The following is an 18,791-nucleotide window of genomic DNA, read 5'->3' on the forward strand; positions in this document are numbered from 1 at the left end:
CCGTCGACCTCACGTTCCCCATGTCGGGCGAGGTCGGCACCGCCGAGGCGATCGCGACGGCACTGTTCCCCGGGCCGTGACATCCCCGTACGGTGCAGCCCGGTTCGTTACGCTGGCCCGGTGACCGTGTCCGATGAGATCATCCGTAGCCGGTATGTCAGCCTGACCACGTTCCGCAAGGACGGCACACCGGTAGCCACGCCGGTCTGGCACGTACCGCAGAACGCCGAACTGTGGATCGTGACCGAAGCGGACTCGGGCAAGGTCAAGCGGATCCGGAACAACCCGCAGGTGCGGGTGACACCGTGCTCCCTGCGCGGGACGGTGGCGCCGGATGCGCCGAGCGCGACGGGAACAGCCCGTCTGCTGGACGACGACAAGACAGCCCAGGCCCGAAAGATGCTGGCCCGCAGGTACGTCATGTCGCGAGCGGGGAACTGGTTCGCGCGCCTGCTACGGCTGCGCCGCCCCCCGATGATCGGCATCGTCGTGACCTTCTGACCGGCCGAGCCTGGCCCCGCAGCCCGGGACCACCGTGGACCAATGCTGGTCCTTGTCGCACCACCACGCGTTTGTCTGAATTGCACCGAAGAGTCGGAACACGGGGCGAGGAGATGTCATGAGCGACTGGAACGAAAAAATCGTGGAAGAGTTCCGAGCCAACGGTGGGCAGGTCGGTGGTCAGTTCGCCGGCGCGCCGCTGCTGCTGTTGCACACGGTGGGCGCCAAGACCGGCCGGCCTCGGGTGAACCCGATGATGTACCAGAAGGTGGACAGCGGCTATGCCGTGTTCGCGTCCAAGGCCGGCGCACCCACCAATCCTGACTGGTATTTCAACCTGCTCGCTCATCCACAGGTCCAGGCGGAGATCGGTGTGGACAAGCTCGCGCTGGTCGCCCGAGTAGCCGAAGGGGACGAGCGCGAACGCATCTGGAGCGCGCAGAAGACCACGTACCCGGGCTTCGCCGACTACGAGCAGAAGACCACCCGCCAGATCCCGGTCGTCGTCCTGGAAGAAGCGCCGTAGCCTGTTGTGGTTGCCCTGGCCCATGGTTCGCGCTGCGCGAAGTGCCCGTCACGACGTCACGGCACTCTGACCTTCCTGCAGCCAGGTCAGGATCAGCGGATTGACGGTGGCCGGGTCCTCCAGGGACGGCAGATGCCCGGCCCATGCGAGGTCCACACGGGTGGACCCCGGGATCGACTCGGCCAGATGGTCGGCGGTCGACCGGAAGTAGTCGACATCGAGCCCACCCGAGACGACCACCGTACGGGCGGTGATCGCTGCCAGGTCGACGTCGTGGTTGCGTACATGGCCGGAGTTGCGCGACTGCGCCGCGTCATCGGCGGCGATCTGGATCTCGAACGTCGACCGTTGCATCGCCGCGACCGCGGCACGCGTGTCCGCCGATGCGGCCGGTCCGAGGAACGTCGTGACGTTCAGCGCCACCGCGCCGTCGACGTCACCGGCCTCCAGCAGTTCCTGCTCACGGGAACCGAACTCCAGGATCGCCTCGGTCGGCGGGTGCAGCCGCGTCGCCGCGCACAGCAGGACCAGTGCCGCGACCCGTTCGGGCCACCGCGCGGCGAACTCCTGAGCCACCCGGCCACCGTAGGACGAGCCGATCAGGATGGCTTCCGGTACCTGCAGCGCATCGAGCAGATCCCGGACGTCCTCAGCCGCGTTGAACGGTCCCGTCGGCGCCGGTGAATCGCCATGACCACGAAAGTCGCAGCGCACCGCGCGGTATCCGGCCTCCAGCAGTATCGACCACTGCGGATCCCACATCCGGCGGTCACAGACCGCGGAATGCAACAGGATCACCGCCGGGCCCGCCCCGGCCACGTCATGAGCAAGAACCACCGGCCGACCCTAGCTGACGGCAGCCGGCGTGTGGTCGTCACGGCAATGGACCGCTGGTTTCCACCGGTGTCGAGGCGGAGGCCGCGGGGGCGGGCGGGCCGGACGGGGACGCCGTGGCATCGGTGTCGGGGAGCGGGGTCCAGGCGCTGATCCCGATCCGGCCGGTACTGCCCAGGTCGAGGCCGCCGTCCGGTTCGACGATCTGCGACGGTCGCCCGGCCAGTGGGGCGATGTCGAGGAGCTTCACCGTCACCGGTGGTTTCCGGATGTCGGTGTAGGTGTTGCGCCAGGCCACGGCGGCGCCCGCCCGCTGTCCCGGCTTCAGAACCACCGGCTTCGGCGGGCCGTCCCACGGCAGGTTCGGCCCGACGATCTCCTTGACCCCGTGCAGAACCCGCACCTTAAGCGCCGCCCGGTCCTTGTCGAGGGAATGCACAGCGGGGTAGCCGTTCAGCCGGTAGGTCTGCGACCCGCAGTTGACCAGCATGATGTCGAGCACTCGCAGCCCCGCCGCGGCGTCCCCCTGGCCCGCCTCGATACGGACACCCTCGGGCGGGCACGTCACGGCGTGCACCGGGGGGACCGGGCGCCCGGACTGCGAGGGCGCCGGGACCGCGTGCGACGTCGGCGCCTCCGGAGCGGCGGAGGGCGCCGGCCGGGCACAGCCCGCGAGCAGCGCTGCGAGGGCGAACGGGACAGCAAAGCGGTGGGCCCGGGATCTGATCACCGGCCAAGTCTGCCCGCCCCGGACAACCCATGACTGCACGCGGCGACGAGCGCGCGCAGACCGGCGAGAAGGTCGCGCCACGATCGGTAACGCAGGAAGGGCTGCTCGAACGCCTTCGCGAACAGCCACGCGCACAGGAGCGACAGCGGTACCCCGATCAGGAGCGTGACCAGGAACGCCGGCAGGCCGCTTCCCACGTACGGTTTCGCGACCTTCCGGCTGATCACCATGATCATCGGCATGTTGATGAGGTAGAGGCTGAAGGACATCGCTCCGAGCGCCCGCAGCGGCCTGCTGTCGAGCAGGCGCCGCACGATGGCCGGCCGGCCGAGGGCCACCGCGACGATGAACAGCACCATCGACGGCGAAACCGCCAGATCGATCCAGAAGTAGTGGTTCACCGTCCAGACGGACCCGCGCATCACGATCACGGCGAGAACCGGCACGGCGGCCAGAAGACTCAGCCACGACCACGGCATGCGCCGGTCTCTCCCCCGGCCGGACACCGCCCCGGCGGCGATCATGCCGGCGACGAAGACCGGAGCGAGATTCGGCGCCAGGAGATTGACTCCCTCCACCGGGGTGCCGTGGGGCACCGTCGTGGCGAGTGCGGCGACGGGCACCACCGCGATGGCCGCGACGGCGACGACGCCGAGCCGTCGGCGCAGGAACAGGAGCAGCGGAAAGATCGCATACAACTCGACTTCGACCGCAATCGACCAGAACGACCCGTTGGGTGTCGGCGCGACCGCGACGTCCTGGAGCATCAGCCCGTAGACGATCACGGTGTCGCGGGTCGGCGGCCCGAAGTGGGACGCCGGGACGACCAGCGCGGCGACCACCAGGCTGAGGGCCAGCGCCGCCCAGTACGGGGGCAGAATGCGCCACGCGCGCCGGCGCGCGTACCGGGTGAGGCCGCCGAGCCGCCAACCGGACGCGGCCGGCGACAGCGCGAGCGAGAACCCGGACAGTGCGAGGAAGAACACGACGGCCAGGCGGCCGTACATCAGCCAGCCGAGAGCCGCGGGACCGGTGTTCGCCGGGAACCCGGGGAAGTTGAGCAGCCAGCAGTGGAAGACGACCACATATACAGCCGCGAGACCGCGAAGTCCCTCCAGCCCGCCGACGCGGGCGGCGTCGGCGTGGGGAGCCGCGCCGGAGGACGGTCCCCGGGTGGCTTTCGTCGAGCTGAGGTTGGTCAATCCCGCGTCCTGGAGTGCAACGCCTCGAAAAGCACCGGACCGCTCATTCCGGCCGGGCTCGAAGCACCTCACGGGCAGCTTGTTGCTGTCCGGCCCTGAGTACGTGCACCCCGGCGCCGCGGTTCATTCCCGCGAGCGTCGCGCTGGGTACGCTCAGCGGATGTCCGAACGCTCCTGGCGCGAGCACTCCGCCGAGGCTCGGCAGTCGCTCGGGAGCCCGGTATGCCACGGTCTGCGTGGTCGCCGCGCCGCTGGACGACACGTATGAACCCGGCCGGTGGGCCGACCTGCGCCTCACCCTGACGTTCCCGAACGGCGCCGAGTTCGCATCGCTCCGGGGTTGGGACGACAACGACTTTCGATGGCGCAGATTCCGGTCGGCCCGCGAGGGCGAGATCTTCGTCCCGGACGACATCGCCCTCATGAAAGGCGTGCGGGCGCGCTTTTCGGTGTGAGTACGCCCGACGACCATCGGCACACGACGAGACCAGGAGTGATCACGGATGGAAGCGAGCCCGGCCCCGCATGCGTGGATCATCGATTCGGCCCCGGCGTTGCCGGTCACGGGTCTGCGCGTGGACTGGCCCGCCCGGGGGCTCGACCCGTTCGACCTGACCGAACGCCGCACCCAGCGGATGTACTACGCCTCCGGCTACACCCGGGCCTTTCCGGCCGAGGAGGACTACGGGGCGTACGACGACCGCGCAGTGGCCGACGCCGTACCCCACGGGTACACCGCGCTGTCGTTGCTGGAGAAGCTGGCCGTCGTACACGACGGCATCCTGATCGCCGAGTGGCCGCGCAGCCCCGCGCCGACCTTCGCCGGCGCGGCGCGGGCGGACGACGGCCCGCGCCGCCTGGTGCCCATGGTGGCCTTCCAGACCGTACGGACGGTGTGGGCCGCTCACGATCCGTCGTGGCTCGCACAGGCTCGCGCGGGTCGGCCGGTCAGACCCCAGCCGGCCGCGAACGCCGTGGAGATGCTCTCCACGAACGGCTACGCGTCAGCGCTGGACAAGGCGCTGGCACTGTCCGCGGTCCTCGGCCGGGAACCCGTCATGGTCGTGGATGTGCTGGAGTCCGTCGACTGGCATTGACGACCGTGGTGCTAGACGTGCCAGAGCACGCTGCCGTGGTGGAGCTGGGAGGCCATCAGGGCGGCCAGCACGATCAGGTCGGCCACCCCGAGCACGATTCCGATCAGGCCCGCGTTGCGGCTGGGCGTGCCCGCACCGTGGCGGCGAGCGGTGACCGCGCCGAGCACGATGGCGATCGGGCCGAACAGGACGTTGAAGAAGAACAGGCCGGCCACGCCCAGCGCCAGCGAACCCACTGCGCGGTCGTCGAGGCTGCCGACGCGTTTGATGAAATTCATGGCGATCCTTCCTGGATCAGCGACGCTGGGCGAGCGTCGCGGCGCGCCGGGCACCGAGGAGAATCGCGGCGGCCAGCACCGCACCGACCGCGATGAGTAGTGGCTGTCCGACGAGCACAGACGGGCCGAGGACCAGGGCGATCAGCGCGATCGCCGCCATCAGTGCCACCATCAGTGCCACCCTCCCTTCAGTTGACAGTTGTTTACTGAATCACCATAGGCCGCTGCCAACTCAGTGGACAGGTGTTTACTGAGTGACATGAACCACCGCCACCCGGCGCCCCCCGACCGGCTCACCCGGCCGGAGCAGAAGGCGCGCACCAGGCAGGCGCTGCTCGACGCGGCGCTCGCCCTGATGGAACATCGAAGCCTGGGCAGCATCGGCCTGCGCGAGATCACTCGCGCCGCGGGTGTCACCCCAACCGCCTTCTACCGCCATTTCCCCGACGTCGGCAGCCTCGGCGTGGCCCTCGTCGACGAGTGCCTCGGCAGCCTGCGGGCCACCATCCGCTCCGTACGCGACGGGCTCAGCTCCAGCGACGAGGTGATCAACCGGTCGATAGCCGTCCTCGCCCGCCAGGTGCACCACGACCGGGAGCACTTCCGGTTCGTGGCCCGGGAGCGCCACGGCGGCGTGCCGGCCGTCCGCGCGGCGATCGCCGAGCAGCTCGACCTGTTCGCCGCCGAGCTGGCCACCGACTTCGCCGGCGACAAGCTGCGCGGCGGCCCCCAGTTCGACCGATGGATCGCCGCCGACCTGCAGATGGTCACCGGCCTGATCGTCAACCACATGGTGTTCACCGCCGCGGCGCTGCTCGACGCCCCGCCGGACTCCGCCGACGCCGAACAGCGGGTCATCGACACCGCCGGCCGGCAGCTGCGGCTGATCCTGCTGGGCGCCCGGCAATGGGCCACCGCGGAGTGAGACCGGCGCGCAGGGATGGCGGCGCCACGTTCCCGCCCGAATCACCTGAGGGCAGAGCCCGCGTTCGCTACGCGGCCAGCCGGTCGCGCCCGGCGCGCTTGGCACGGTAGAGCTGTTCGTCCGCGGCGGCAAAAAGGGCCTCGCCGGTCATGCCGTCGTCCAGCGCGGCCAGGCCCATGCTGACCGTGACCTGCAGGCCAACGGCGATCCGGTGCCATTCGCGGTCGCGGATCGCGGCCCGCATCCGCGCCGCGACCCGGGCCGCGGTCTCGATGTCGGTGCCGAGGAAGACGCCGAACTCGTCGCCGCCGAACCGGGCGGCCAGGTCCGTTGCCCGGCACTCGGAGCGCAGTACGTGGCCGATCTCGCGCAGGACGGCGTCGCCCACGGCGTGCGAGAAGCCGTCGTTGATCTGCTTGAACCGGTCGAGGTCGACGAGCAGCAGGCACATCGGTCCGGTGGTCGCGTCGTCGGCGAGACCGGCCATCCGGCGGTCGAAGCCTCGCCGGTTCGCCAGCATGGTCAGCGGGTCGGTCTGGGCGGCGCGGTCCGCGTGGGCGTGGGCGGCCTCGAGCTGCACCCGGCGGCGGGCCTGGCGCAGCATCGCCACCCGGTCGAGCCGCAGCCGCCACAGCTGCTCCGCGCAGGCACGCAACGCGGTCATCAGGTGCTGGGTGGCCGGTCCCGGCGCCGACTCGGCGGCCAGCAGGCCCAGCTCGTACTGGAAGATCTGCCGGTGTCCGCGTGCGCCCGGATCCGTGCACACCTGCTCGCCCATGATCAGCTCCCGGGCTGCCCCTTCGTAGTCGCCGGTGCTGCGCAATGCCACCCCGTACGCGAGGTGGGCCAGCCGGGCGTCGAACCCGCGTCCCTTGGCGTGCAGGGCGGCGATCGCGGCGACGGCCAGCTCGCGGGCCTGCGCGACCTCCCCGGTCTTCGCGAGCGCGCACGCGAGCTTGGCGACGCGCAGGCTGTGGTCCCCGCCGAACTCGGCGGCCGCCGCCGGATCCGCCCACGGCCGCATCAGCGTGATCACCTCCCGGTAGCGAAGATCCGCCTCCTCGGTGCGGCCGACGTGTTCGAGCCGCAGCGCCCATTCGAGCAGCGACTCGGCGCGCTGGCCCGCATGGATGGCGCGCCGCTCGGGATCCGCCAGCAACCGCGGGTCGGCGACCGACGCCTGCTCGGCCAGCTCGTACAGTTCGACCCAGCGGGCCGGCTCGACGACCGAGGACATCGCGGAGTAGTAGCGCCAGTCCCGCGGGCACGTCTCCAGAATGTTCATGGCCACCGCGAGCAGGTGCAGGCCGTCCTCCAGGCGCCCGAGCCGGACCAGTACGTCGGCCAGATCGGCGCTCGCCTTCGCCCGGGCAACCCGGGACACCGCGCGGCCCAGCAACGCCCGCCCGAACGCCTCGGCCTCCGTGTTGCGGCCCATCTCGGTGAGCACATAGAGGCGGGCCTGCAACACGCCCCGGGCGGTTGCGCGGTCGTGGAACGCGAGGGCGATCCACTCGTACTCGTCGGCGATGTCGAGGGCTTCGTCGTAGCTGGCCTGCAGGTAGAGGTCGTGCACGTGGGCTGCCAGCAGCGGCGCCAGCGGTCCTGCGGACAGGATGGGCGCGGGCAGCATCGACGTCGAGCCCATGGGTCCCCCTCCGTCGACCGGCCGCCACTTGGCACCGTCAGCATCGGCCACGGCCGGATACCCCTGAGGTCAGCCGGTCAGCTCGATCCCGCCTGCAGTGCCGCGGGGACCGGCACGACCGGTCCGGTCAGGCCGTAGGCCGCCCGGACCGCCGCGGTCACCGCCTGCACGGTCACGCCGGACACGACGTCGTCCACGGCGCCGACGGTGGCCGGCTCGAAGTCGTAGCCGAGTTCACGGTATGCGCCGTTCAGTACCTCGCGCAGACGCCCCGAGCCGGTGACCTGGATGACCGTGCTGAACAGCCAGCCGTCGCGGGTCACCCGCTGCGCCGAGCCGACGATCTTCATCCCGCCGGCGTTGATGCTGTACTCGCCGGGGCAGTACTCGCCGGCGACCGGGCCGATCCGCGCGGGAGCGCCGAGCCACACGAGCAGCTCGGCGTGCATCTCGGCGAACCGCCGGAACCGTGCGACCGGGTCGGGGGCCGCCTGCTCGGCCCGGTGCACGTGATCGACGACCACGCTGCCCTGGTGGTAGGCGGCGAGGCTGCCACCCTGCGGGCGGACCACCGGCGCGAAGCCGAAGCGGCGTACCGCGTCGGCCGCCGCGGGGTAGCCCGGCCGCCGCGTGTCGCGGCGGCTGAACGCCGCGGTCGGCTCCGGCGAGTAGATCCGCAGGATGTCGCGGGCCTCTCCCACGCCGTGCCGCAGCAGCAGCGGCCCGAGCGCCACATCGTGCGCCGGGCCACCCGCCGTCTCCTCGTCGAGGAGAACCGTCGTCACAGCCGGGCGATCGCCGAGGCCGGGTTCTCGATCGCGTCGGCGACGCTGCGCATGAAGCCGGCCGCCACCCCGCCGTCGCACACACGGTGATCGAACACGAAGCTCATCTGCGTGATCTTACGGACGCAGAGCTGCCCGTCGACCACCCACGGCCGATCCAGGATGCGGCCGAAGCCCAGAATCGCCACCTGCGGATAGTTAATGATCGCGGCGCTGCCGTCGACCCCGAACCCGCCGTAGTTGTTGAGCGTGAACGTGCCGGCCGACAGCTCCTGCGCGGTCGCCCGCCCCTCACGGGCCGTGGCGGTGAGCCGCTTGATCTCCTCGCCGAGCCGCGTGGTGGTCATCGCGTCCGCGCCGATCACGGCCGGCACCACCAGGCCCCGGTCGCCCTGCACCGCGATGCCGAGGTTGATGCGGTCGAACTCGACGATCTCCTGCCGGTCGGCGTCGAACCGGGCGTTGAGCACCGGAAACTCGCGCAGACCGGCGACCACGAAGCGGGCGATGTAGGCGAGCAGCCCCGGGCCGGCGGGGTTGCTCTCCCGCAGCTCCCACAGCTTGGTCGCGTCCACGTCGACCCACACGGTGGCCTCGGGAATCTCGGCGCGGCTGCGGGTCAGCGCGGCCGTCACGGCCTTGCGGAACCCGTTGAGCGGGGTACGCCGCTCCCCCGCGACCGCCGCCGAGGACTCGACCGCAGCGGGCGACGTGGATGGCGCGACGGCAGCGAGCGACGCGGACGCAACAGGCGGCGCGGATGACGCCGATGCGGCAGGCGCGGATCCGGCCAACGCACGCTCGACGTCCGCCCGGGTGATCACACCGCCGAGGCCGGTCGGCTCGACCGTACGCAGGTCGATGCCGTTGCTGCGGGCCAGGTTGCGGACCAGCGGCGAGATGACCTTCGGCACCCGCTGCGTTCCGGGCTCCCCATGCGCGGCAGCCACGGTACGGGCGCGGCGGCGACGGGTCGTGGCCGGGCCGCCCGACGTGCCGTACCCGATGAGGACGTTGCCGGAGCCGGCCTTCTCCTCCTCGCGGTACGCCGCGGCCGCCGGTTCCACCGCCTCGACCGTGATGAGCGGCTCGCCGACCGCGAGCGTGGTACCCGCCGCGGCGTGCAGCACCGCGACCCGGCCCGCGTACGGCGACGGCACCTCGACCACCGACTTCGCGGTCTCCACCTCGGCGATGCTCTGGTCCACGACCACCTCGTCGCCCTCGGCCACGAGCCACTGCACGATCTCCGCCTCGGTGAGCCCTTCGCCGAGGTCGGGCAGGCGGAACGTCTGTGCGGCCATCACTGCTCCCACTGCAGGTCGTCGACGGCGTCGAGCACCCGGTCCACGCCGGGCAGCTGGAAGTGCTCCAGCTTCGGCGGCGGGTACGGGATGTCGAAGCCGGCGACCCGGCGGATCGGCGCGGCCAGGGAGTGGAAGCACCGCTCGGTGACCCGGGCGACGATCTCCGAGGAGACGCTGGCGAACCCGGCCGCCTCGGCGACCACCACGGCACGGCCGGTGGACCGGACCGCGGCGCAGACGGTCTCGTCGTCGAACGGCACGATCGACCGCAGGTCGACGACCTGGAGGCTGCGGCCCTCACGGGCGGCGATCTCGGCGGCCTCCAGCGCGACCGGCACGGCCGGCCCGTACGCGATCAGCGTGGCGTCGGTGCCCTCGCGGCGCACCACGGCCGTGCCGATGCCGGGCGCCCGGACCGGGAGTTCGACCTCCTGCTTGCTCCAGTACAGCTTCTTGGGCTCCAGGAACACGACCGGGTCCGGGGAGTCGACGGCGTCGCGCAGCAGCGCGTACGCGTCGGCCGGGGTGGCCGGTGCGACCACGTGCAGGCCGGGTGTGTGGGCCCAGTACGACTCGGACGAGTCACAGTGGTGCTCGACGCCCCCGATGCCGCCGGCGTAGGGCACCCGGATCACCATCGGCAGGGCGACCCGGCCGCGGGTGCGGTTGCGCATCTTCGCGACGTGGCTGACGATCTGCTCGAACGCCGGGTAGGCGAACGCGTCGAACTGCATCTCCACGACCGGGCGCATACCGTTCATCGCCATGCCGACGGCCATGCCGACGATCCCCGACTCGGCGAGCGGCGTGTCGAAGCAGCGCGCGTCGCCGAACTCCGCGGTCAGCCCGTCGGTGATCCGGAAGACGCCGCCGAGCGCGCCGACGTCCTCGCCGAACATCACCACGGTCGGGTCGGCGGCCATCGCGTCACGCAGCGCCTGGTTGAGTGCCTGGGCCATCGACAGCGTGCGGACCTCTGTCTTCGGTACGGGCCGGGTGTCGAGAACCGTCATCAGTGCGCTCCCTCTCGGCTCAGCTCGTCGGCCACCAGCGCCGCCTGCTCCCGCAGCTGCGGTGTGGGCTCCGCGTAGACGTACGCGAAAAGGTCGTCGGGGTTGGGGGTGATGTCCTTGTTGAGGCCGTCGCGCAGGTGGGTGGCCACCCGCTCGGCCTCGGCCGTGAAGCGGGTCTCGGCCTCGTCGGTGAGCAGGCCGCGGTCGCGCAGGTGGGTCTGCAGCCGGGTGATCGGATCGCGGTGCACCCACGCCGCGACGTCGGCGTCGTCGCGGTAACGGGTCGCGTCGTCGGCGTTGGTGTGCGCCTGCATCCGGTACGTGTGCGCCTCGATGAGCTGCGGGCCCTCACCGGCGCGGGCCCGGTCGACCGCCGCGCCGAGCACGGACAGCAGCGCGGCCATGTCGTTGCCGTCGACCCGCTCGCCGGGAATGCCGTAGCCGACGCCCTTGTGTGCCAGCGACGGCGCCGCGGACTGCCGCGACAGCGGGACGCTGATCGCGTACTCGTTGTTCTGTACGAAGAAGACGACCGGGGCCCGGAAGACCGCGGCGAAGTTCAGTGCCTCGTGGAAGTCTCCCTCGCTGGTGCCGCCGTCGCCGCACATCGCCATGACGACGGTCGGTTCGCCGCGCAGCCGGGCCGCGTGGGCGACGCCGACGGCGTGCGGCAACTGGGTGGCCAGCGGCGTCGCGTGCGGGGCGACCCGGTGCTCGTACGGGTCGTAGCCGCAGTGCCAGTCGCCCTTGAGCAGGCTCAGCGCCTCGACCGGGTCGACGCCTTTGACCACGGCCGCGACGGTGTCCCGGTAGGTCGGGAACAGCCAGTCGCCGGTGTCGAGAACCTGCGCCGCCGCGACCTGGCAGGCCTCCTGGCCGTGCGAGGACGGGTAGACGGCCAGGCGGCCCTGCCGGACCAGCGCGTACGCCTGGTCGTTGAGCCGGCGGGCGGTGATCAGAGCCCCGAGCGACCGCAGCAGGTCCGCATCGTCCGGGACGGGGTACGAGCTGTCGGCCGGCCGCCCCTGCGCATCGATCAGGGTGACCGGGTCCTCGGACGGCAACAGCCGACGGGGGTCAGATGTCATGGAGGAATTGTGTGACCGCCGCCATTCGTGTTCCACACTACGGCAAAGAACGAGAAGATGGCGTTCAAACCGGGGCTTTCGGAGGCCAAACGTCCCGCGGGCGTCCCACCCGGAGAGGGGAGATCAAGACAGGTGGCCAGCACACTCGACGACATCGACCGGCAGATTCTCGTCGAACTCAACCGCGACGGCCGCATGTCGATCCGTACCCTCGCCGAGACGCTGCACATCTCCCGGGCCAACGCGTACGCCCGCGTGCAGCGGCTGCGGGAGACGGACGTGATCAGAGGCTTCCGCGCCGACGTCAACCACGTCGCCGCCGGGATGGGCACGTCGGCGTACGTCACGGTCAACCTGCGCCAGGCCGAATGGCGCATCGTCGGCGAACGGCTGCGGACCCTGCCGGGCGTCGTGCACATCGCCCTGGTCGGCGGCGACTTCGACGTCATCATGCTGGTCCGGGCAAAGGACAACACCGACCTGCGCCGCCTCGTGCTCGACGAGATCCAGGGCATGCCCGAGGTGGTCAATACGCGGACCCTGCTGGTCTTCGAGGAGTTCGAGCCGCCGACGGCCGCGGCGACGTGGGAGGAGGAGAAGTAGCCCACAGCGGATGAGGCCGGGGCGACGCGAACGCGGTGCAATGGAGCGACGCTGATCCCTGTGCCGCCGACGACGTCGGCGGCGATCCGGAAGGGCACCCACCGTGTTCGACAACAACGGCTCGTTCCTCCTGGCTGTCTTCGAGTTCTTCATCTTCCTCGCGTGGTTCATGGGCCTGTTCTGGATCTTCGGAGATCTGTTCCGGAGCAAGGACCTCGGTGGCGGGGCCAAGACCCTGTGGTCGCTGTTCCTCATCTTCCTGCCGCTGCTCGGCATGTTGATCTACCTGATGGCACGCGGCAACGGCATGACCGAGCGGGCACTCGCCACCCAGGCCGAAATGCAGAAGCGGCAGGATGCCTACATCAAGTCGGTCGCCGCGTCGAACGGCAAAGGCAGCGCCACCGACGAGATCGCATCGGCGAAGGCACTGCTCGACTCCGGCGCCATCAGCGCAAGCGAGTACGAGCAGCTGAAGGCCAATGCGCTCGGGAAAGGCACCGCGCAGCTGGTCGGATAACGCCGGCCAGCCGGCGATGGATGCCGAATGTGCTGTGTCGGCGCAGGTCGGTCAGCTCAGGCTGGCGAACGCCTCGACCTGACGGGTCCTGCCGGCCACGATCAGGGTGTCGCCGGCGTGGACGGTGGTGTCGGCGGTGGCGTACGTGAATTCCGCACCGGGATGCTTGATGGAGACGACGGTGACGCCGTACTTGGCGCGCAGCGCCGCGTCGGCGAGCGTCCTGTCGAACGCCTCCGCCGGAGCGTGGGTCTGGACGATGGCGTAGTCGTCCTCGAATTCGATGAAGTTGAGGTTGTGCCCGGTGACGAGATGGGCGACGCGTTCGCCCATCTCATGCTCCGGCAGCACGACGTGGTGCGCACCGACTCGCTGCAGGATGGCGGCGTGCCGGTGGCTCATCGCCTTGGCCCAGATGTTGGGGACGCCGAGGTCGGCAAGCAGTCCGGTGGTCAGGATGCCGGCTTCCAGGTTGATGCCGATGCCGACGGCGGCGTGCGCCATGTCCTGCACGCCGAGCTGGCGCATCGCCACCTCGTCGGTGGTGTTCGCGACCGCGGCGTGGGTGAGCTGGTCGGCGTATTCCTGCACGACCGACGGGTCGGCGTCGACGCCGACGACCTCCCAGCCCTGGCGCATCAGCGCGAGGGCCAGCGAGCCGCCGAAGCGGCCGAGGCCGAGCACGGCGATGCGGTTGACGGTGGCGGGTCTCCTAGCCAACGATGAGTCGCTCCTCCGGTCGTTCGTATCGGCGGGTCCGCTCCCGTAGCGCGAGGGCAGCGGCGGCGGTGATGGGCCCGAGCCGGCCGACGAACATCAGCACGATCAGGATGACATGCCCCGATGTGCCGAGTTGCGCGGTGATGCCGGTGGTCAGCCCGACCGTGGCGAACGCCGACACGGCCTCGAACAGCACCTGGTCCAGCCGGAACGGAGTCATCGCCAGCAGGGCGACCGTGGATGCGGTGACGGTGGTCATGCTGAGCAGCGCGACCGTCAGCGCTTGCCGTTGCACGTCCGCGGGCAGCCGGCGGCCGAGCGCGTGCACACTCGGGTTGCCGCGGATCTCCGCGAGGACCACCAGGGCGAGCAATGCGAACGTGGTGACCTTGATGCCGCCGGCGGTGCCGGCGCTGCCGCCGCCGATGAACATCAGCACATCGTGTACGAGCAGGGTGACGTCGGTGAACTGGGCGACGTCGAGGCTGTTGAAACCGGCGGTACGGGGCATCACCGCGGTGGTGAACCCGGCCAGCAGTTTGCCACCCGGTCCAAGGGCGCCGAGGGTGCCCGGGTTCGACCACTCCGCGACGCTGATCGCCACCCACCCGGCGGCGAGCAGCCCAGCCGTCGTCCCCACCGTGATCTTGGTGTGGAGCGACCAGCTCCGCGGTGTACGCAGCTCCCGGCGCAACTCGAACAGCACCGGGAAGCCGAGCCCGCCGATGATCACCGCCGCGTCGATGGGCAGGCACACGAAGGGGTCGGCGACGAAGCGCATCAGGCTGTCGGAGAACAGGCCGAAGCCGGCGTTGTTGAACGCCGACACCGAGTGGAACACCCCCAGGTACGCGGCGCGGCCCCACGGCTCGCCGTAGCCGTCCGCGAACCGCCACGTCAGCACCGCCGCCACGAGCACCTCCACGATCAGGCTCACCCGGAGCACGCCGAGTACGACCCGGCGTACCTCTCCGATCCCGATCGCCTTGGTTTCCGCCTGCGCACCCAACTGCATCCGCATCCGCAGGCGCCGCGCCACCAGCAAGCCGAGCAGCGACGCGAGCGTCATGATCCCGAACCCGCCGATCTGGATCAGGCCCAGGATCACCGCCTCGCCGAATCCCGACCAGTACGTGCCGGTGTCGACGACGACCAGCCCCGTCACGCACACCGCCGAGGTGGCGGTGAACACCGCCGTCACCATCGGCGCGCTCCGCCCGCTCTCCGTGGCGACCGGCAGCAACAGCAGGGCCGACCCCGCCAGCACCGCCACGGCGAAGCCGAGGACCACCAGCCGGGCCGGATGCCGTACGACATCCCACAGCCTCAGCCGCAGCCGACGAGCCCGCCCCGACCGGAATGCCGGCAGCCACCGGACCACCATCAGATCATGATCTACGCCGATTCGACGGCACCGGCCCGAACCCGGAAATCAACCGGACACCGCGCGCCGACGGCGATCATGTCCCCGGCGCTGCCAGGTGGCCGCGCCCCGACCGTACTCATGAAGTGGCCCGGACTGCCTGGTTTGCCAGGGGCGGGGTGAGGGGTAAGAATGACCGTTGGTTGATGATCCAGCCAATCCTCGGGGAGGGGATGGCTGGTGTCCGGAATATCCTATGGTGAGGTCTGCGGGCCGCACCGTTTTGGTTGGACGAAACGGCACGTCGATGGTCGCATCGTTGTCGATGTGACCGGCGAGTTGGACCTGTCGACGGTCCCGGAGTGGCGCGAGTGCCTGCGGCGAGTCGCAGAGTCCGGCGCCGCCGCCACGATCGTGCTCGACCTGTCAGGTGTGCGTTTCATCGATGCCCAGAGCACCGGTCTGATCATCCGCGCGTGGGTGGCGGCGAGATCGCGCGGCCGAGATCTGCGCGTCGACGGGTTGCACGGCATGCCGGCGCGGGTATTCGGTCTGCTGGGCGTGGAGGAGACCGTCGCCTGCAGCGCGCTGGACGCCGATTCCGGAGGGAATGCCGATGACCGAAACGGGAGGGCAGGCGGCGTCGCCGGACCGCAGTGTTCCGCTGCAAGAGCAGGTCAGACGCGCCGATCTGTGGGAAGCCGGCGCGGATGAGCGCGAACGGCTGGCCGACGAACGCGAACGGCTGGCCAACGAACGCGAAGCGCTGGCCGACGAACGGGAAGCGCTCGCCGATCGGCAGGACCAGACGCTGGACCGGCGGGAGACCGCCTGGCTCACGGACGCCACCTCGGCCGGCGACGCGGACGATGCGGCGGAGCAGGCCGCGACGCAGGCAGCGCTGGACCGCGCCGAAGCGGCGGTGCAGCGGGCCGAGGCGGAGCTCGGACGCGCCCGGGAGGCCGCCGCCCGGGTCCAGGCAGGCGCCGCACGCCGCAGCGCCACCCGGGATCGGGCCGCCGCGGCCAAGCAGGCCGGGGAGACGCTCGACGCCGAGGAGAACGCATGGCTGGCCGATCGGCGCAACTTCGTCGCCGCCGAACGCGACAACCGGGCTGATCAACGCGACGACGTCGCCGACCAGCGCGATGAGGCCGCGGGCGCGCGCGAACGCCAGGCCGACGACCGTGAGCGCGAGTCGATGGACCGGGAGCGCGGTGTCGAGCAGCGGCGACGAGCCGGCCACCGAGCGCCGCGAGTTCCGGACGTGTACGCGCGCCGGCGCGCCCACGACGCGCGTCAACGCGAGAGCGCCGCCGCCGGCCGGCATGCTGCCGCGCAGGATCGGGCCCGCGCCGCGGTGACGTGGGGACCGCAGGTGTACGGGCCGATGCTGGTGGCCAGCTTCGCCCAGCTCGCCCGCCAGCTGTGCGGCTCCGACGATCTCAGCGAGATGCTCCCGCAGGTCCTGAAGTTCACCGTCGATGCGGTGGCCGGGTGCGACTGGGCCAGTATCACCCTGTACCGCCATGAACAGGTCGTCGATCAGGTGACCACCTCCCCGGTCGCCGCCGAACTCGACGACATCCAGTTCGCCACCGGGATCGGCCCCGGTCCGGAAGCCATGAACACCATGAACGCGGCGTACGCGCCCGAGCTGGCCGAATCGTCGCGCTGGCCGGTGCTGGCCGCCACCGCCGCGCAGCTCGGCGCGGCCAGCGCCCTGTCGCAGGGCTTGTTCGTCCACCAGCGGGCCCAGTGGTCGGCGCTCGGTGCGTTCACCCTCTACGGTGCCACCGCCGACGCATTCAGCGATGAAGACCAGGAGTTCACGTCGATCCTGGCCGCGTACGTGTCCGTCACCGTCGCCATGGCCCATCGCCGCGACGAGGTCGACCGGCGCGAAGCCGCCCTCCATCGAGGACTGAGCACCCGCGACGTCATCGGGCAGGCCAAGGGCATTCTGATGGAACGCCAGCGCCTGCCCGCGGGCGCCGCCTTCGACCTGCTGCGGCGCGTGTCCCAGCGGCTGAACCGCAAACTCGCTGACGTCGCCCAGCAACTGGCAGAAACCGGCGAATTGCCGAAGTAGCCGAGGCCGTCGGCGACAGCCCACGTGGGGGTGAACGCCTCCGTCAGGTCACCAGGACGGGCAGCGCCTGCAACCCGAAGACGATGGAGGCGTCCCGGAACGACAGCTGCCCGGGGTCGATCGCCAGGCGCATGCGGGGGAACCGGCGGACCAACGCCGGGTAGGCCGCGTGCAGTTCCATGCGGGCCAGCTCTGCGCCGATGCAGCGGTGGGCGCCGTGGCCGAAGGCCAGATGCGGGCGGGCCGGCCGGGCCGGGTCGAAAGCCTGCGGATCGGCGCCGAAGACGTCGGCGCGGTTGGCCGCGCTCAGCGAGCACGCCACGAAGTCGCCGGCGGCGATCCGTACGTTGCCGAGCTGGATGTCGCGAACGGCGCACCGGGGGAACGCGACCTGCACCACGCTCAGGTAGCGCAGCAGTTCTTCGACGAACGGGCCCGCCGGACCGCCGCCGACAGAGCCGTGGTCGCCGGGGTCGACGCCGGTGAGCAGGCGTTTCGCGCGCGGTTCGCGGGCGATGACCAGCGCGCCGAGCGCGAGCATGCTCGCCGTGGTCTCCAGGCCTCCGGTGAGCAGGCCGTCGGCCAGCCCGGCGAGCTCCCGATCGTCGACGGCGTCGCCGTGCTCGCGGATGAGCATGCCGAGCAGCCCGTCGCCGGGCGCCTGGCGCTGCCGGGTGACCAGGTCGCTCAGGTACGACAGCGACTCGCTCATCGCGGTCAACGAGCCGCCGGCGGCGCCGGTCAGATCGAATCGGGCGGTGGCCAGCCGCTGAAAATGCTCGCGTTCGCCGTACGGCACACCGAGCAGCTCGCAGATCGTCAGCGACGGTATCGGCAGCGCGAACGATCGCCACAGGTCCACTGGGGCGTCGCCGGGCTCGATCGCGTCGAGCACCTCGTCGACAATGGTCTGGATGCGCGGCGCGAGGCGGCGCAACCGCCGCATCGTGAATTCCGGAGCGAGCAGGCGGCGTAGCCGGGTGTGCACCGGCGGGTCCGCGAAACCCAGCCCGCCCGGGTCGTGGCGCGCACCGATCCCGGCGAGGTTGGCGAAGTCGTTGCTGAACCCGTCGACGTGCCCGAGGACCGCCTTGACCTCGTCGTAGCCGGTGACCAGCCACGCCCGCACCCCGAACGGCAGCGGCAACGGGCTGACCGGCTCCTGCTCGCGGCGACGTGACAGCTCCGGGACCGGATCCAGGCCGTCGCGGCGCAACGGCCACAGCACGGAGTCCGGCAGCCGGGACAGGTCGGACAGGTCCACGCCGCCGCCGAACGCCCGCACCGCCAAGCGCCGCGTGACCCAGCTCCACATCCGTCTGGGGCGGAAGCCGATGACCGAATCGCCGCCTCGCGCCTTCCCGTCCGTCTCGCTCACCCACCATCGTCGACCGGGCGGCTCGGTGCCGGGCAAGCCCGGCTGCCGTTGCATGCCCGTACGGCCTGACGGCAGGGCAGGTCGCGGACCACCACGCGAGACAGCCTACTGAGCCGCGTGCGCTCCTTCGTCCGCCTCGCCGAACACCGGTACCGATGACCCGGCCGCACGCGCCGCACCA

At 71.0% G+C, this 18,791-nt stretch carries 22 protein-coding genes; 9 read left to right on the forward strand and 13 right to left on the reverse strand.

Annotated elements, in window-relative coordinates; genetic code table 11:
• The first annotated feature begins 120 nt into the window (after positions 1-120).
• Together ACMCNK_RS08545 and ACMCNK_RS08550 are read left to right on the forward strand one after the other, a co-directional pair.
• The gene (locus ACMCNK_RS08545; protein WP_412735857.1) at positions 121-501 is read left to right on the forward strand and encodes a PPOX class F420-dependent oxidoreductase; all 381 of its coding nucleotides are present in this window, start codon (positions 121-123) and stop codon (positions 499-501) included.
• Positions 502-619: 118 nt separating this feature from the next.
• Positions 620-1,027 carry a nitroreductase family deazaflavin-dependent oxidoreductase gene (locus ACMCNK_RS08550; RefSeq protein WP_412735858.1) on the forward strand — a complete coding sequence of 136 codons (408 nt, stop codon included), beginning with the start codon at positions 620-622 and terminating at the stop codon, positions 1,025-1,027.
• Positions 1,028-1,075: 48 nt separating this feature from the next.
• Here ACMCNK_RS08550 and ACMCNK_RS08555 read toward each other — a convergent pair whose 3' ends face one another.
• From ACMCNK_RS08555 to ACMCNK_RS08565, 3 genes are read right to left on the reverse strand one after another with little or no spacing between them, the layout of a single operon-like run.
• Complete coding sequence (locus ACMCNK_RS08555) at positions 1,076-1,864, reverse strand: alpha/beta fold hydrolase (protein ID WP_412735859.1); 789 nt, start codon at positions 1,862-1,864, stop codon at positions 1,076-1,078.
• Between the two features lie 37 nt (positions 1,865-1,901).
• Positions 1,902-2,591: a DUF4232 domain-containing protein gene (locus tag ACMCNK_RS08560; RefSeq protein ID WP_412735860.1), complete on the reverse strand. Its 690-nt coding sequence runs from the start codon at positions 2,589-2,591 to the stop codon at positions 1,902-1,904.
• Positions 2,588-3,793 (reverse strand): acyltransferase family protein, encoded by a 1,206-nt coding sequence (locus ACMCNK_RS08565; protein ID WP_412735861.1) that lies wholly within the window; start codon positions 3,791-3,793, stop codon positions 2,588-2,590. Before ACMCNK_RS08565 ends, ACMCNK_RS08560 begins: the two co-directional genes overlap by 4 nt.
• Before the next feature lie 236 nt (positions 3,794-4,029).
• Here ACMCNK_RS08565 and ACMCNK_RS08570 point away from each other — a divergent pair, with 236 nt between their 5' ends.
• Positions 4,030-4,248: a hypothetical protein gene (locus ACMCNK_RS08570; protein WP_412735862.1), complete on the forward strand. Its 219-nt coding sequence runs from the start codon at positions 4,030-4,032 to the stop codon at positions 4,246-4,248.
• 48 nt (positions 4,249-4,296) lie between these two features.
• Positions 4,297-4,890: a hypothetical protein gene (locus ACMCNK_RS08575; RefSeq protein ID WP_412735863.1), complete on the forward strand. Its 594-nt coding sequence runs from the start codon at positions 4,297-4,299 to the stop codon at positions 4,888-4,890.
• 11 nt (positions 4,891-4,901) lie between these two features.
• On the opposite strand, the gene ACMCNK_RS08580 is transcribed toward ACMCNK_RS08575, so the two are convergent.
• Positions 4,902-5,168: a hypothetical protein gene (locus ACMCNK_RS08580; protein ID WP_412735864.1), complete on the reverse strand. Its 267-nt coding sequence runs from the start codon at positions 5,166-5,168 to the stop codon at positions 4,902-4,904.
• 16 nt (positions 5,169-5,184) lie between these two features.
• Positions 5,185-5,340, reverse strand: a complete 156-nt coding sequence (locus ACMCNK_RS08585; RefSeq protein ID WP_412735865.1) for a hypothetical protein — start codon at positions 5,338-5,340, stop codon at positions 5,185-5,187.
• 87 nt (positions 5,341-5,427) lie between these two features.
• On the opposite strand from ACMCNK_RS08585, the gene ACMCNK_RS08590 reads away from it, so the two are divergent.
• Complete coding sequence (locus ACMCNK_RS08590; protein WP_412735866.1) at positions 5,428-6,093, forward strand: TetR family transcriptional regulator; 666 nt, start codon at positions 5,428-5,430, stop codon at positions 6,091-6,093.
• 67 nt (positions 6,094-6,160) lie between these two features.
• Here ACMCNK_RS08590 and ACMCNK_RS08595 read toward each other — a convergent pair whose 3' ends face one another.
• From ACMCNK_RS08595 to pdhA, 5 genes are all read right to left on the reverse strand, one after another.
• Positions 6,161-7,741 (reverse strand): diguanylate cyclase, encoded by a 1,581-nt coding sequence (locus ACMCNK_RS08595; protein ID WP_412735867.1) that lies wholly within the window; start codon positions 7,739-7,741, stop codon positions 6,161-6,163.
• A gap of 77 nt (positions 7,742-7,818) precedes the next feature.
• Positions 7,819-8,526: a biotin/lipoate A/B protein ligase family protein gene (locus ACMCNK_RS08600; RefSeq protein WP_412735868.1), complete on the reverse strand. Its 708-nt coding sequence runs from the start codon at positions 8,524-8,526 to the stop codon at positions 7,819-7,821.
• A complete protein-coding gene (locus tag ACMCNK_RS08605) occupies positions 8,523-9,830 on the reverse strand; it encodes a dihydrolipoamide acetyltransferase family protein (protein ID WP_412735869.1) in 1,308 nt (435 codons plus the stop codon). The genes ACMCNK_RS08600 and ACMCNK_RS08605 overlap by 4 nt, the downstream gene beginning before the upstream one ends.
• Complete coding sequence (locus ACMCNK_RS08610) at positions 9,830-10,846, reverse strand: alpha-ketoacid dehydrogenase subunit beta (protein WP_412735870.1); 1,017 nt, start codon at positions 10,844-10,846, stop codon at positions 9,830-9,832. The genes ACMCNK_RS08605 and ACMCNK_RS08610 overlap by 1 nt, the downstream gene beginning before the upstream one ends.
• Positions 10,846-11,934 carry a pyruvate dehydrogenase (acetyl-transferring) E1 component subunit alpha gene (gene pdhA / locus ACMCNK_RS08615; protein ID WP_412735871.1) on the reverse strand — a complete coding sequence of 363 codons (1,089 nt, stop codon included), beginning with the start codon at positions 11,932-11,934 and terminating at the stop codon, positions 10,846-10,848. Before pdhA ends, ACMCNK_RS08610 begins: the two co-directional genes overlap by 1 nt.
• Before the next feature lie 57 nt (positions 11,935-11,991).
• Between pdhA and ACMCNK_RS08620 the strand changes: the two genes are divergently transcribed.
• Positions 11,992-12,537 carry an Lrp/AsnC family transcriptional regulator gene (locus ACMCNK_RS08620; RefSeq protein ID WP_412735872.1) on the forward strand — a complete coding sequence of 182 codons (546 nt, stop codon included), beginning with the start codon at positions 11,992-11,994 and terminating at the stop codon, positions 12,535-12,537.
• Positions 12,538-12,640: 103 nt separating this feature from the next.
• Positions 12,641-13,057 (forward strand): SHOCT domain-containing protein, encoded by a 417-nt coding sequence (locus ACMCNK_RS08625; protein ID WP_412735873.1) that lies wholly within the window; start codon positions 12,641-12,643, stop codon positions 13,055-13,057.
• A 51-nt stretch (positions 13,058-13,108) separates the two neighbouring features.
• Here the strand turns inward: ACMCNK_RS08625 and ACMCNK_RS08630 are convergent, their stop codons facing one another.
• Both ACMCNK_RS08630 and ACMCNK_RS08635 read right to left on the reverse strand, forming a co-directional pair.
• Positions 13,109-13,777: a potassium channel family protein gene (locus ACMCNK_RS08630; RefSeq protein WP_412735874.1), complete on the reverse strand. Its 669-nt coding sequence runs from the start codon at positions 13,775-13,777 to the stop codon at positions 13,109-13,111.
• Positions 13,770-15,161: a TrkH family potassium uptake protein gene (locus ACMCNK_RS08635; RefSeq protein ID WP_412735875.1), complete on the reverse strand. Its 1,392-nt coding sequence runs from the start codon at positions 15,159-15,161 to the stop codon at positions 13,770-13,772. The genes ACMCNK_RS08630 and ACMCNK_RS08635 overlap by 8 nt, the downstream gene beginning before the upstream one ends.
• Positions 15,162-15,380: 219 nt before the next feature.
• On the opposite strand from ACMCNK_RS08635, the gene ACMCNK_RS08640 reads away from it, so the two are divergent.
• Both ACMCNK_RS08640 and ACMCNK_RS08645 read left to right on the forward strand, forming a co-directional pair.
• Positions 15,381-15,854 (forward strand): anti-sigma factor antagonist, encoded by a 474-nt coding sequence (locus ACMCNK_RS08640; protein WP_412735876.1) that lies wholly within the window; start codon positions 15,381-15,383, stop codon positions 15,852-15,854.
• Positions 15,757-17,232 (forward strand): ANTAR domain-containing protein, encoded by a 1,476-nt coding sequence (locus tag ACMCNK_RS08645; RefSeq protein WP_412735877.1) that lies wholly within the window; start codon positions 15,757-15,759, stop codon positions 17,230-17,232. The genes ACMCNK_RS08640 and ACMCNK_RS08645 overlap by 98 nt, the downstream gene beginning before the upstream one ends.
• A 43-nt stretch (positions 17,233-17,275) precedes the next feature.
• On the opposite strand, the gene ACMCNK_RS08650 is transcribed toward ACMCNK_RS08645, so the two are convergent.
• On the reverse strand, positions 17,276-18,610 hold the full coding sequence (locus tag ACMCNK_RS08650; RefSeq protein ID WP_412735878.1) for a cytochrome P450: 1,335 nt from the start codon (positions 18,608-18,610) through the stop codon (positions 17,276-17,278).
• Positions 18,611-18,791: the final 181 nt, after the last annotated feature.

This window comes from Krasilnikovia sp. MM14-A1259, from assembly GCF_047159535.1.
In the GTDB taxonomy this organism is placed as follows: Bacteria; Actinomycetota; Actinomycetes; order Mycobacteriales; family Micromonosporaceae; genus Actinoplanes.